The 13,344-nt window shown below is 72.8% G+C and carries 11 protein-coding genes and 3 tRNA genes; 6 read left to right on the forward strand and 8 right to left on the reverse strand.

The window, feature by feature from the left end:
- Positions 1–63 precede the first annotated feature (63 nt).
- The 5 genes from ACZ45T_RS09955 to ACZ45T_RS09975 all read left to right on the forward strand — a co-directional run bounded on the left by ACZ45T_RS09955 (position 64) and on the right by ACZ45T_RS09975 (position 8,261).
- Positions 64–2,298: a DNA polymerase III subunit gamma and tau gene (locus tag ACZ45T_RS09955; RefSeq protein ID WP_468439294.1), complete on the forward strand. Its 2,235-nt coding sequence runs from the start codon at positions 64–66 to the stop codon at positions 2,296–2,298.
- A 60-nt stretch (positions 2,299–2,358) separates the two neighbouring features.
- The gene (purD, locus tag ACZ45T_RS09960) at positions 2,359–3,612 is read left to right on the forward strand and encodes a phosphoribosylamine--glycine ligase (RefSeq protein WP_468439296.1); all 1,254 of its coding nucleotides are present in this window, start codon (positions 2,359–2,361) and stop codon (positions 3,610–3,612) included.
- Positions 3,613–3,900: 288 nt separating this feature from the next.
- Entirely contained in the window at positions 3,901–5,625 is a 1,725-nt protein-coding gene (locus ACZ45T_RS09965; RefSeq protein WP_468439298.1) for a M48 family metalloprotease, read from the forward strand.
- Positions 5,626–5,780: 155 nt separating this feature from the next.
- Positions 5,781–7,268, forward strand: coding sequence for a N,N-dimethylformamidase beta subunit family domain-containing protein (locus tag ACZ45T_RS09970; RefSeq protein ID WP_468439300.1), 1,488 nt, complete (start codon positions 5,781–5,783; stop codon positions 7,266–7,268).
- A gap of 87 nt (positions 7,269–7,355) precedes the next feature.
- On the forward strand, positions 7,356–8,261 hold the full coding sequence (locus tag ACZ45T_RS09975; RefSeq protein ID WP_468439301.1) for a phosphoribosylaminoimidazolesuccinocarboxamide synthase: 906 nt from the start codon (positions 7,356–7,358) through the stop codon (positions 8,259–8,261).
- A gap of 45 nt (positions 8,262–8,306) precedes the next feature.
- Here the strand turns inward: ACZ45T_RS09975 and ACZ45T_RS09980 are convergent.
- The 8 genes from ACZ45T_RS09980 to ACZ45T_RS10015 form a co-directional block, all read right to left on the reverse strand.
- Positions 8,307–8,379, reverse strand: a tRNA-Gly gene (locus ACZ45T_RS09980).
- Between the two features lie 23 nt (positions 8,380–8,402).
- On the reverse strand, positions 8,403–9,014 hold the full coding sequence (locus ACZ45T_RS09985) for a response regulator (protein WP_468439303.1): 612 nt from the start codon (positions 9,012–9,014) through the stop codon (positions 8,403–8,405).
- Positions 9,011–10,249, reverse strand: a complete 1,239-nt coding sequence (locus ACZ45T_RS09990) for a sensor histidine kinase (RefSeq protein WP_468439305.1) — start codon at positions 10,247–10,249, stop codon at positions 9,011–9,013. Before ACZ45T_RS09990 ends, ACZ45T_RS09985 begins: the two co-directional genes overlap by 4 nt.
- A gap of 51 nt (positions 10,250–10,300) precedes the next feature.
- The gene (locus ACZ45T_RS09995; protein WP_468439307.1) at positions 10,301–11,065 is read right to left on the reverse strand and encodes an ABC transporter permease; all 765 of its coding nucleotides are present in this window, start codon (positions 11,063–11,065) and stop codon (positions 10,301–10,303) included.
- Positions 11,062–12,006 (reverse strand): ABC transporter ATP-binding protein, encoded by a 945-nt coding sequence (locus tag ACZ45T_RS10000; RefSeq protein WP_468439308.1) that lies wholly within the window; start codon positions 12,004–12,006, stop codon positions 11,062–11,064. The genes ACZ45T_RS09995 and ACZ45T_RS10000 overlap by 4 nt, the downstream gene beginning before the upstream one ends.
- Before the next feature lie 143 nt (positions 12,007–12,149).
- Positions 12,150–12,222, reverse strand: a tRNA-Gly gene (locus ACZ45T_RS10005).
- A 72-nt stretch (positions 12,223–12,294) separates the two neighbouring features.
- Positions 12,295–12,366: transfer RNA gene (locus tag ACZ45T_RS10010), tRNA-Gly, on the reverse strand.
- 88 nt (positions 12,367–12,454) lie between these two features.
- Positions 12,455–12,772 carry a histone-like nucleoid-structuring protein Lsr2 gene (locus ACZ45T_RS10015; RefSeq protein WP_468439310.1) on the reverse strand — a complete coding sequence of 106 codons (318 nt, stop codon included), beginning with the start codon at positions 12,770–12,772 and terminating at the stop codon, positions 12,455–12,457.
- Between the two features lie 324 nt (positions 12,773–13,096).
- Here ACZ45T_RS10015 and purS point away from each other — a divergent pair, with 324 nt between their 5' ends.
- Complete coding sequence (gene purS, locus ACZ45T_RS10020; RefSeq protein WP_030009438.1) at positions 13,097–13,342, forward strand: phosphoribosylformylglycinamidine synthase subunit PurS; 246 nt, start codon at positions 13,097–13,099, stop codon at positions 13,340–13,342.
- Positions 13,343–13,344 lie beyond the last annotated feature (2 nt).

Here is a 13,344-nt window from a genome sequence, read left to right on the forward strand (position 1 = left end):
CCGGGGGGCCTTCGTGGCGTTGGCGGGCCGCCGTTGTCGGCGGGCCCGGATAACCTCGTAGACGTGTCGTCCCTTGCGCTGTACCGCCGCTATCGCCCCGAGTCGTTCGCCGAGGTCATCGGGCAGGAGCATGTCACTGCACCGCTGATGCAGGCCCTGCGGAACAACCGGGTCAATCACGCGTACCTGTTCAGCGGGCCGCGCGGGTGTGGAAAGACCACCAGCGCGCGCATCCTCGCCCGGTGTCTGAACTGTGAGCAGGGTCCCACTCCAACCCCCTGCGGGGAGTGCCAGTCCTGCCGGGACCTGGCCAGGAACGGCCCCGGGTCCATCGACGTCATCGAGATCGACGCCGCCTCGCACGGTGGTGTGGACGATGCCCGTGACCTGCGCGAGAAGGCCTTCTTCGGGCCGGCGTCCAGCCGCTACAAGATCTACATCATCGACGAGGCCCACATGGTCACCTCGGCGGGCTTCAACGCCCTGCTGAAGGTCGTCGAGGAACCGCCGGAGCACCTCAAGTTCATCTTCGCCACCACCGAGCCGGAGAAGGTGATCGGGACCATCCGGTCCAGGACGCACCACTACCCCTTCCGTCTGGTGCCGCCCGGCACCCTGCGGGAGTACCTGGGCGAGGTCTGCGGGCGGGAGGGCGCCACGGTCGAGGACGGCGTGCTGCCGCTCGTCGTGCGCGCCGGCGCCGGGTCCGTCCGTGACTCGATGTCCGTCATGGACCAGCTGCTCGCGGGCGCCGGCGACGACGGTGTGACGTATGCCATGGCGACCTCGCTGCTGGGCTACACCGAGGGGTCCCTGCTCGACGCCGTCATCGACGCCTTCGCCGCCGGGGACGGGGCCGCGGCCTTCGAGGTCGTCGACCGCGTCGTCGAGGGCGGGAACGACCCGCGCCGGTTCGTCGCCGACCTGCTGGAGCGGCTGCGCGACCTGGTCATCCTGGCCGCCGTGCCCGACGCCGGGGAGAAGGGGCTGATCGACGCCCCGGCCGATGTCGTGGAGCGGATGCAGGCCCAGGCGGCCGTGTTCGGGGCCGCCGAGCTCTCGCGGGCCGCCGATCTGGTCAACGCCGGGCTCACCGAGATGCGGGGCGCGACCTCGCCGCGGCTCCAGCTGGAGCTGATCTGCGCGCGCGTGCTGCTGCCCGCCGCCTTCGACGACGAGCGGTCCTTCCAGGCCCGGCTCGACCGGCTGGAGCGCAGCGGGGCCGCCGCCTTCGCCGCCGCGCCGCAGCCCGCCATGGGATACGTACCCGGGCCCGAGGCGCACGCCATGGCGCCCGCCGGTCCCGGCGGGGGCGTCGTCGCCGCGCGTGCGGCCGTACGGGCTCCCGAGCCGGTGGCGGCTCCCGAGCCGGTACGGGCCGCCGAGCCGACCCCCGCGCCGGTACGGGCCCCCGAGCCCGCGCCGGCTCCCGCCGCGCCCGCCGCATCCGCGCCCGCGGCCGCCGCGCCCGCGCCGGGGGCCTGGCCCGGAGCCGCGCAGCCCGGGGGCGGTGCTCCCGGCGCCTGGCCCGGAGCCGCGGCCCCGGCCACCCCGGCTCCGGTGGCCCCGGCCACCCCGGCTCCGGCCGCCCCCGCTCCCGCCGCCGGTGCCTGGCCCAGCGCGGCCGCGCCCGGTCAGGGCGTCCCCGCGGCCACGCCCGTCGCCCCGGCCCCCGCCGCCGGCCCCGCACCCGCCGCACCCTCCCCCGGCATGGCCGCCGGCGCCGGGCAGGTCCAGGCGATGTGGCCCGGCGTCCTGGAGGCCGTCAAGAACCGCCGCCGCTTCACCTGGATCCTGCTCAGCCAGAACGCCCAGGTCACCGGCTTCGACGGCACCACGCTCCAGCTCGGCTTCCCCAATGCCGGCGCCCGCGACAACTTCGCCAGCAGCGGCAGCGAGGACGTGCTCAAGGCGGTCCTGGCCGAGCAGTTCCAGGTCAACTGGAAGATCGACGCCGTGGTCGGCGGGGGCGGCCCGGCCCCCGTGGCCCAGGCCTCCTCGTACGCCGCGCCGCCCGCCCCCGCCTACAACCCGCCGCCCGCCGCTCCGCAGGCCCAGGCCCCCACCCCGCAGCAGCACCAGCAGTCGCCGTACCAGCAGTCCCAGCCGTCCCAGCAGCCCCATCAGTCGGCTTCCGCCCCGCAGCCCCCCGTACAGCAGGCGCCCCCGCCGGTCGCCCCCGAGGACGACTTCGCGGAGGAGGACGATCCCGACCTCGTCGAGAGCGCGCTGACGGGACACGACCTGATCGTGCGCGAGCTCGGAGCCACCGTTGTAGAGGAATATACGAACGAGTAGGGCCGTCTCATTGGGTGGCCGCACGAAAGGGAATCCGGAGCGCGGGCTACGCTTCATGGCGTGAAGGTCCTCGTCATCGGCGGCGGCGCCCGCGAACACGCCCTGTGCCGCTCTCTGTCCCTCGACCCCGACGTCTCCGCGCTGTACTGCGCCCCCGGTAACGCGGGGATCGCGGATGTGGCCGAGCTCCGGGACGTCGACCCCCTCGACGGCGACGCCGTCGCGCGCCTCGCCACCGAGCTCGGCGCCGACCTGGTCGTCGTCGGCCCGGAGGCCCCGCTGGTCGCCGGGGTCGGCGACGCCGTGCGCGCCGCCGGCATCCCCGTCTTCGGGCCGTCCGCCGAGGCGGCGCAGCTCGAAGGCTCCAAGGCCTTCGCCAAGGACGTGATGGCCGCGGCCGGGGTCCCGACCGCGCGCAGCTACGTCTGCACCACTCCGGAAGAGGTGGACGCGGCCCTCGACGCCTTCGGCGCCCCGTACGTCGTCAAGGACGACGGTCTCGCGGCCGGCAAGGGCGTCGTGGTCACCGAGGACCGGGCCGCCGCCCGCGCGCACGCGCTCGGCTGCGACCGCGTGGTCATCGAGGAGTACCTCGACGGCCCCGAGGTCTCCCTCTTCGCCATCACCGACGGCGTCACCGTGCTCCCGCTCCAGCCCGCGCAGGACTTCAAGCGCGCCCTGGACGGCGACGAGGGCCCCAACACCGGTGGCATGGGCGCGTACTCCCCGCTGCCCTGGGCCGACCCGAAGCTGGTCGACGAGGTCATGGAGCTGGTCCTCCAGCCGACCGTCGACGAGCTCCGCCGCCGCGGCACCCCCTTCTCCGGCCTGCTCTACGCCGGCCTCGCGATCACCAGCCGCGGCACCCGGGTCATCGAGTTCAACGCCCGCTTCGGCGACCCGGAGACCCAGGTGGTCCTGGCCCGGCTGCGCACGCCGCTCGCGAGCGTGCTGCTGAACGCAGCCCAGGGCACCCTCGACGCCGAACCCCCGCTCCGCTGGAGCGAGGACGCGGCCGTCACGGTGGTCATCGCCTCGCACAACTACCCCGAGACCCCCCGCACCGGGGACCCGATCGAGGGTCTGGCCGAGGTGGCCGCCGAGGACGCGCCCGACGCGTACGTGCTGCACGCCGGGACCCGGCGCGAGGGCGACGCGGTCGTCAGTGCGGGGGGTCGCGTGCTGTCGGTGACGGCGACCGGTTCCGATCTGGCGCAGGCCCGCGAGAAGGCGTATAAGGCGCTGTCGCGCATCCGCCTGGACGGCTCGCAGCACCGTACGGACATCGCCGCAAAGGCGGCCGAGCACCGCTGACCAGCGGCTCCGCAGACCCGCGGGCCCGGTGCGCAGATCCTGCGCCCGGGCCCGCGGGCGTGTTCGCGTGCGAGTGCATCCGGCCGCGTTCGAACGCACCCAGCTTTACCCAAAGCCATTCCATCGGGTGATCGTCCCCCTGTCTGCCTGACGCCCGGGCGTGCCCCAACTAGGGTGCGTTGCCAAGCATTCCGGCACTTGGCCCACCGGCATTGCGATGTCAGTGGCGGGTGTCACAGTGGGGGAGTGAGCAAAGTCGCCGCAGGGCAGAGGGGGTGAGGTCCGGCCGTGTCCGGAACCGGTTCGATCATGGAAGCGGGCGTGCCGTCCGCGCGTTCCCGCGCTCTGGCCGTGCTGCGCGTGCGCAGCAGGGCCCTGGCCTTCGGGCTGCTGCCCGCCGCCCTCGCGGTGGTGCTGGTGGCCGCCCGGACGACGGGCCGGCTGGCCGGTGAGCACTGGCCGGCGGTGACCCTCGTCGTGTGCGTGGTCGCCGCGCTGGCCCTGGTCGTCGGCGGGACGTTCGCCGCGGTGGTGCTGCGGGCGAGCCCCGCCGTGACGCCGACGGTGCCGCTGTCGGAGGCCGCCGCGCCCGATCTCTACCGGATGGTGCGGGACCTGGCCGACCGGATGGACGTGCCGCCGCCCTCCGCGATAGCCCTGACCCCGGACTGCGACAGCTGGCTGGAGGACCGCACCCACGGGGCCCACCGCCGGAGCGGCATAGCCACCGGTCCGGAGTCCGAGCCGGGCGCCGCTCCCGTGCTGGTGATCGGCTCGCCCTTCCTGTGGTGGATGCGCGTCGCGGAGCTACGGGCGGTCCTCGCGCCGGTCGTCGCCGGTACGGGTCCTTCCGCCCACCCCGACATAGCCGACGCCCGCGGTTTCGTACGGGGCCTGGACGCGGCCGTGGACGTGGGCAACCGACGCGGCCTCGGCTGGATCGCCCCGCCGGCCCGGCTGCTGCTGCGGCTGTGCCGGACCGATGCCGCCGAGATGGAGCGCGGGGTGGCCGCGGCCGCCTCGGAGCGTGCACAGGGTGTGGATTACGGGCTGCGCATCGTCGCCCAGGAGCAGGTCGGCCTCGCCTACGCGGGCTGGGACCGGCTGCTGACCCGGGTCGCGCTGCCCGCCTGGCGGATGGGCCGCTGGCCGGCGCATCTCGACGCCGGGGTGGTCTCCGCGCTGACCGAGCTGTCCCGGCGGGACCGACTGGCCGAGGGCTTCACCTCGCGGCTGGGCGAGCGCCCCGCCTGTGACCTGCTGGAGCAGCCGGGGGTGGTGGACGAGGCGACCTCGCTGCTGGCCGCGCGGCTCTTCCACGGCGGTCCGGCCGAGACCGGGCCGGCCTGGTCCCCGGTGGACTGGGCGGCGTATCCGGAGGAGGTCGTGGACCGCAAGTGGCGTACGGAGGCGGCCCGCCTGCACGCGGCGCTGGACGCCCTGGCCGTCCCGGCGGGTCTGCCGGCCGGCTCCCCCGGAGCCGCGGGATCCACTGCCGTCGCGGGATCCACCGCCGTCGCGGCAACCGGCTCCGGCTCCGGCTCCGGCTCCCAGGCATCCGCCACCGTGGAGGGTTTTACCGGGCCCACGCTGGAGCGGGTGCTGGGCTATCTCACCGACCCCGCGGGCGAGGGCTCGGCGGGGGAGGCGCTGGCCGGACGGCTCAGTGGAGACCTGGCCCGCGAGGAGCGGGCCGCGGGTCCGGCCGCCGGGTCAGGGAAGGCGCGGGGCGTGGATGCCGTACCGCTGTTCCCGCTCCAGCCGCCGCGCAGCGGTCGCGACCTGCTGGCCGACCACGTGACGGCGATGGTGTGCTGCGCGGCCGTGGACTCGGCCGGGGCCACACCCGGGCTGGACTGGCTCGACGGGCCGGTCCTGCTCGTCGGCGGCGACCGCCGCTCCGACCTGGCGCCGCGCGTGCTGTGCCTGGTCGAGGACGGGAACCCGGACCCCCTGCGGGACTGGCTCGCGGACCTGGGCGTCCGCCCGGAGAAGCCCGTCCGCCTCGTCTGAGACCGCCCCACCGACGGGCGACGCATCGCACGGATAAGCGGATCCGAATGTTCCGGTCACGTCAATTCGCGACGAACGGTGACGGACTGCGTGCGTTATGTGATGTGCTGGGCTCGATGCACGCCCGTTCGGGGGAGCGAGGGAGGGGAGCGGTCATGGGAGCGGACCAGATCCGGCGTTGGGAGTCAGGTGCGCTCGCGCACGCGGTGACCGACCCCTTCGGACAGGGCCCGCTGCCCTGGTTCCGGGGCAGTGAGCTCTACTTCGACGACACCGGGCAGGTCGTCCCCTGGTACGTGGACCCGGCCGCCGCGACCGCCGGCACCGGCCAGATCCCCCGCGCCCGCGGCAACGGCGGCCCCCGTACGGCCGACGACGTCCACTGCCAGATCAAGGGCTTCGCCTCCACCGGCGCCGTCGCCCCCGGCGAGGCCATCGACTTCCACATCACCGTCGACCCGCCCCAGCAGTTCTCCGTCGACGTCTACCGGATCGGCCACTACGGCGGCGACGGTGCCTCCAAGATCACCACCAGCCCCCGCCTCTCCGGCATCGTCCAGCCGGCCCCGCTCGCCGCGGACCGCACCGTCTCCTGCCACCACTGGTGGCTGTCCTGGCGCCTCCAGGTCCCCTCCTACTGGAGCGTCGGCGCGTACGTGGCCGTCCTGACCACCGCCGACGGCTACCGCTCCCACATCCCCTTCACGGTCCGCGACGAGCACCCCGCCGACCTCCTCCTCCTGCTCCCCGACATCACCTGGCAGGCCTACAACCTCTACCCGGAGGACGGCCGCACCGGCGCCAGCCTCTACCACGCCTGGGACGACCAGGGCCGCCTCCTCGGCGAGCAGGACGCGGCCATCACCGTCTCCTTCGACCGCCCCTACGCGGGCGCGGGCCTGCCCCTGCACGTCGGCCACGCCTACGACTTCATCCGCTGGGCCGAGCGCTACGGCTACGACCTCGCCTACGCCGACACCCGCGACCTGCACGCCGGCCGCGTCGACCCCACCCGCTACCGCGGCCTGGTCTTCCCCGGCCACGACGAGTACTGGTCGGCCCCCATGCGCCGCACCGTCGAGCGCGCCCGCGAGCACGGCACCTCGCTCGTCTTCCTCTCCGCCAACACCATGTACTGGCAGGTCGAGCTCGGCCCGTCCCCCTCCGGGGTCGACAACCGGCTCCTCACCTGCCGAAAACGCCGCGGCCCCGGCCGCCCCAGCCTGTGGCGCGAGGTCGACCGCCCGGAGCAGCAGCTGCTCGGCATCCAGTACGCGGGCCGGGTCCCCGAGCCCGCACCCCTGATCGTGCGCAACGCCACGCACTGGCTCTGGGACTCCACCGGCGCCGGCGAGAACGACGAGCTGCCCGGCCTGGTCGCCGGCGAGGCCGACCGGTACTTCCCGCGCACCCAGCTCCCCGAGCACCAGGAGCGGATCCTGCTCGCGCACTCCCCGTACCTCGACGGCGAGGGCCACCGCCGCCACCAGGAGACCTCCCTCTACCGGGCGCCCAGCGGCGCACTGGTCTTCGCCTCCGGCACCTTCGCCTGGTCCCCGGCCCTGGACCGCCCCGGCCACGTCGACGAGCGGGTGCAGCGGGCCACCGCCAATCTCCTCGACCGGATCTGCAAGCGCGACTGAGACGCGTCCGGCCCACCCCTGTCCACAGGAGGGGACGAAGGTGCGCGAGAATCGGGGTGCGCTCATACAGAACCACAGGGAGACCCCGTGTCCGGATTCGTCGAAAAGCCCGAGCCGGTTCAGGTTCCGGGCCTCGTCCACCTCCACACCGGCAAGGTGCGCGACCTCTACCGCGACGAGGACGGCCACCTCGTCATGGTCGCCAGCGACCGCATGTCCGCCTTCGACTGGGTGCTGCCCACCGAGATCCCGGACAAGGGCCGCGTCCTGACCCAGCTCTCCCTGTGGTGGTTCGACCAGCTCGCGGACCTCGTCCCGAACCACGTCATCTCCACCGACCTGCCCGCCGGCGCCCCCGCCGACTGGGCCGGCCGCACGCTGATCTGCCGCAACCTGAAGATGGTCCCGGTCGAGTGCGTGGCCCGCGGCTACCTCACCGGCTCCGGCCTCGCCGAGTACGAGAAGACCCGTACGGTCTGCGGACTCGCGCTCCCCGAGGGGCTCGTGGACGGCTCCGAGCTGCCCGCCCCGATCTTCACCCCGGCGGCCAAGGCCGCGGTCGGCGAGCACGACGAGAACGTCTCCTACGAGGAGGTCGCGCGCACCGCCGGCGCCGAGACGGCGGCGCTGCTGCGCCAGGCCACCCTGGCCGTCTACGGCCGCGCCCGGGACATCGCGCGCGAGCGCGGGATCATCCTGGCCGACACCAAGTTCGAGTTCGGCTTCGACCCCGAGGACGGCACCCTGGTGGCCGCCGACGAGGTGCTGACCCCGGACTCCTCCCGCTTCTGGCCGGCCGACCAGTGGGAGCCGGGCCGCTCGCAGCCCTCCTACGACAAGCAGTACGTCCGCGACTGGCTGGCGTCCCCGGCCTCCGGCTGGGACCGTCACGGCGAGCTCCCGCCGCCGGCCCTCCCCACCCAGGTCGTCGCGCAGACCCGCGCCAAGTACATCGAGGCGTACGAGCGCCTGACCGGTCTGCCCTGGTCCTGAACGCGAAGAAGGCCCCGATCGATGATCGGGGCCTTCTTCGTTCTGAGCGGACAACGCGACTCGAACGCGCGACATCCACCTTGGCAAGGTGGTGCTCTACCAACTGAGCTATGTCCGCACTGCGCCGTAGCGCGAGAACAACTATACCCAACCCCGCTGGCGTGCGAGACGCACTGCCGTGTGACGGTTCTCGGCGCCCAGTTTCGTCGCCGCCGAGGACAGGTAGTTCCGTACGGTCCCCTGGGACAACGAGGCCCGCTCCGCGATCTCCGCGACGGGTGCCCCGTCCGCCGCGAGCTCCAGCACCTCCGCCTCCCGCGCGGTCAGCGGCGAGTCCCCCGCGCTGATCGCGTCGGCCGCCAACTCCGGGTCCACGTAACGGCCTCCGGCGTGCACGGTGCGGATCAGCTCGGCGAGCCGCTGCGCCGAAACGGTCTTCGGCGCGAAGGCCCGTACGCCCGCGGAGAGGGCCCGCTTCAGGTGCCCGGGGCGGCCGTGACTGGTCACGATCATGGTCTTGCAGTCGGGGAGTTCGGTCCTCAGCGATGTGGCGACACTCACACCGTCGGCCCCCGGCATCTGCAGGTCCAGCACCGCCACGTCCGGCCGGTGCGCCCGCGCCATGGCGAGGGCCTCGGGGCCCGAGGCCGCCTCCGCGACGACGAGCAGGTCGTCCTCCAGCGCGAGCAGCGCGGCCAGCGCCCCGCGGATCAGGTGCTCGTCGTCGGCGAGCAGTACGCGTACGGGGCTCACGCCCGCACCTCCAATCCGTGCAGTTCGCGGTCCGGTATCTCCGCCCGCAGCCGGAACCGCCCGTCGCCCACCAGGCCCGCCTGCAAGGTCCCGTCCAGCGCGGCGAGCCGTTCCCGCAGTCCGGCCAGCCCCGAGCCCGGCGCCCCGGCGGGGGTCTCGGGCGCCCCGTCGTTCTCCACCAGCAGCGTCACGGAACCGGTCTCCGGCGCGGTCAGCCGGATCAGGCAGCGGTGCGCGTCCCCGTGCCGCAGCACGTTCGTCGTCGCCTCGCGCACCACCCAGCCGAGCGCCGACTGGACCTCGGGGGACAGTGCGCGTCCGGCCCGGAAGTCGACCCGGCAGTCCATCCCGGCCGCGCTCAGCACCCCGCGCGCCCCCTCCAGCTCCACCGCGAGATCGGCCTTGCGGTAGCCGCGCACCACGTCCCGTACCTCGCGCTGGGACTCCTGGGCGATCCGCTGCACCTCGATCATCTGCTCCACCGCCTCCGGCCGTTCGCGCCGTGCCAGCTGCACCGCCAGCTCGCTCTTCAGCGCGATCACCGCCAGATTGCGGCCCATCACGTCGTGCAGGTCGCGGCCGAAGCGCAGCCGCTCCTCGGCCACCGCGAGGCGTGCCTGGACCTCGCGCGAGCGGTCCAGCTCGTAGACCGTGTTCAGCAGCCAGGCCGAGAACCCGCAGGTGGCGCTGAAGAACACGCAGCCCAGCAGCACGGCGACGGAGTACCCCAGCGCCTTCCCGGCCGGGATGCCCAGGGCGAGTGCGGCCAGGCCCGTCCCGGCCGCCGCGACCGGGGCGACGTAGCGCATGCTCCGCACCGACCGCATGCACAGCACCAGTGATCCGGCGGCGAAACAGGTCAGTCCCGTCACCAGCATCGGTGCCACCGTCGGCTCGGGGATCCTCCCGGTCGCCTTCAGCGTGAGGACGGCCAGGGCGCCCACGGCCGTCACGGCGGCCGTGGCCGCCGCCAGCTTGGTGGGACGTTCGCGCTGCCCCACCACCCAGTCCAGTGCCTTGGAGGAGAGCACCCCGCACAGCAGCGCGTGGGCGCACAGCATCAGGAAGAGCGTGAGGGGCACCACGTGGGAGGACTTCCCGGCGGCGGAGGCCACGGGAGCCATCCCGAACGACGTGATCTCGAGGAGCACGAAGAGGTGGAACGACCACCGCGTGTACAGCTCGACCTTCCCCGCACTGCTGCGGTTCTTCCACCACCCGGTCAGCTTCGACACGCTTCCCCGTCCCCCGACTCGTTCCAGCGCCTCCGGCGCCCCCTGGCGCCTCTAGCGGCGCGGTTCCCAGCGGAACCACCGCTGGACAGCAAACACCGTGATCATGATCCAGGCCAGCGCGGTGACGGCCGCCGTCAGCAGCTCCCCGCTCTCCGCGCCCCCGGTCCAGCCGGCCCGTACGAGGGTCATCACCCCGCTCAGGGGCAGCAGTTCGGCCACCGAGGCCACCGGGTCCGGCAGCGAGTCCGCCGGCACGAACAGCCCCGAGCCGAACGCGCTCAGCAGGAACAGCGGCAGCGTGGTGATGCCCGCGGTCTCCACGGTGCGGGTGAAGGAGCTGGTCACCGCGGCCATCCCGGCCAGCAGCACGATGCCCACGAGGACGCCCGCCACCAGCACCAGCGGGTTGCGCGGCATGCGCACGTCCAGGGCGGCCGCCCCGGCCACCGCGAGGACGGCGATCTGGCCGAGCGCCAGGACGGCGGCGGGCAGCGCGGACCCGGACAGGATCTCCAGGTCGTTGGCCTCGCCGGTGCGCAGCCGCTTGAGGACGAGCTCCTCGCGCCGGGCCACGTAGGCCGAGACCAGATTCATGTAGACGACGAGGATCAGCACCATGCCGACCCCGCCGGTCAATGTGGCCTCGCCGAGGTCCCGCGCGCCCTCGACTCCGCCCAGGCTGGAGCGCAGGACGCCCACCATCAGCAGGGGCATCATCAGGGCCAGGCTGAGCGCGGCCCGGTTGCGCACCAGCAGGGTGAGCTCGGAGCGGCCGAGCGCGGCGAGTCGGCCGGGGTGCAGGGTCAGTGTGGTCATCGGGTCCCCGCCATCGTGTCCTCGGTACGGCTGCCGGCGCTCCGGCGGTTCTGAGCGATCTCCAGGAAGGCCTCCTCCAGGGAGGCGGACCGGGCGTCGAGCCCGTCCAGTTCCACCCCGTGCTCCCGGGCCCAGACCAGCAGTTCGGCCAGGTCGGCCTGGAGCCGTTCGGTACGGATCTCCACGCGCCGCCCGTCGGCCGCCGCGTGCAGCGCCAGCGGGAGCCGGGCCGCGGGCACCTCGGCGGGCAGGGTGAAGCGGATCCGGGCCGGCCGGGTGGCGGTCACCTCGGCCGGGGTGCCGGACAGGACGATCTCCCCGTCGTGGAGGATCGCGAGGCGGTCGGCGAGTTCCTCGGCCTCCTCCAGGTAGTGCGTGGTCAGCAGCACCGTGGTGCCCTGCGCCTGCAACTGCCGCACCAGCGCCCAGGTGTCCCGGCGCCCTTCCGGATCCATGCCGGTGGTCGGCTCGTCGAGGAACAGCACCTCGGGCCGGCCGAGCAGGGCCATCGCCAGGTCCAGGCGCCGCCGCTCACCGCCGGACAACTGCTTGACGCGTACGGAGGACCGCGCGCCCAGGCCGACCAGTTCCAGCACCTCGGCCGCGGGGCGGGCGCCGGTGGTGACCCCGCCCCACATCCGGACGGTCTCGGCGACCGACAGGTCGGAGGGGAAACCACCCTCCTGGAGCATGACCCCGGTGCGCGGGCGGACCTCGGCGCGCCGCGTGTACGGATCGAGCCCGAAGACGCGGACCTGCCCACCGCTCGGCGCGGCCAGCCCCTCCAGCAGTTCGACGGTGGAGGTCTTGCCGGCGCCGTTGGTGCCGAGCAGGGCGAAGACCTCGCCCCGGGCCACGGAGAAGGAGACGCCTCGTACGGCCTCGAAGCCTCCGGCGTAACCGCGGCGCAGGCCTTGGGCGTCGATCACGGTGTCAGTCATGACTCAAGCCTCGCGGCGCCCGGGACGGGTCGGCAGTGCGCGCTGTCATAACCCGCAATGACATTTGTCAGGGGTCCGCGGTCACCCGCGGGAGAAACACGAAGAAGGCCCCGATCGCAATGATCGGGGCCTTCTGCATACAGAGCGGACGACGCGACTCGAACGCGCGACATCCACCTTGGCAAGGTGGTGCTCTACCAACTGAGCTACGTCCGCATGCAGTGCACTGCCGGGGCAGTACGAGCATCACTGTACCCGATCCACCGAGGTGGTCGGAAAGCGATGCAGAGCGGGTGACAGGAATCGCACACTGCGCCTTCCCTCTGGAAGAGGGATGTTCTGCTACTGAACTACACCCGCACGACCTCGGTGGCTCTGGCCTGCGGCCCGCCCCCTTGGCGTGATCCACACACTAGCGGACGCATGGGGGGGCATGGCAAATCGGCTCTCAGTGAGCCGCGTTGTAGGCCTCGTAGATCTTCTTGGGGATGCGGCCGCGCGGAGGCACGTCGTACTGGTTGGACCGGGCCCACGCCCGGACGACCGCCGGGTCGGGGGCGATGGCGGTGTGCTTGAAGGCCTTCCCCGAACGCGACTGGCGGCGGCCGGCGGCCACGAAGGGGGCCAGGCCCTTCCGCAGTTTCTTTGCGTTCGCCGCATTGAGGTCGATCTCGTACGACTTTCCGTCCAGAGCGAACACGACCGTTTCCGCCGCTTCCCCGCCGTCGATGTCATCGGAGAGCGTGACTACTACGCGCTGCGCCACGGATATCGGTCCCTTCGTGCGACGACCACCTGCTGACGTGGGGTGATGTCGCCTGTGTGGATGTTTCGGGGCAATGCATCTTTCAACAGGAATCCTGGGTGATTCCTTTGTACCGCGATTCCCATTGCATTGCGAAGCCCAGTTAATTCTCTCCGCGTGTCCCGCCGCAATGCCGGGCGCGTGGTTTTCCGGGGGATTTTGCGAAGCGTTGGTGAAGCCGAAACGGCCTGGTGATCATGGCTCCGAGATATCTACCCGCGTAGAAATTTTGGCCGGGTACGCTGATGGAACCGCCTTCGCACCAACCACACACGGGAGTGCCCGATGGCACGCGTCGTAGTCGACGTCATGCTCAAGCCGGAGATCCTCGACCCCCAGGGCCAGGCGGTGCAGCGTGCACTGCCGCGCCTGGGCTTCGAGGGGATCGCCGACGTTCGTCAGGGGAAGCGCTTCGAACTGGAGGTGGAGGGACCGGTCGACCAGGCCGCCCTCGACCGCATCCACAAGATGGCCGAAACGTTCCTCGCCAACACCGTCATCGAAGACTTCACCGTGAAGGTCGAGGCCTGACG

Source organism: Streptomyces sp. NPDC030995, assembly GCF_055571215.1.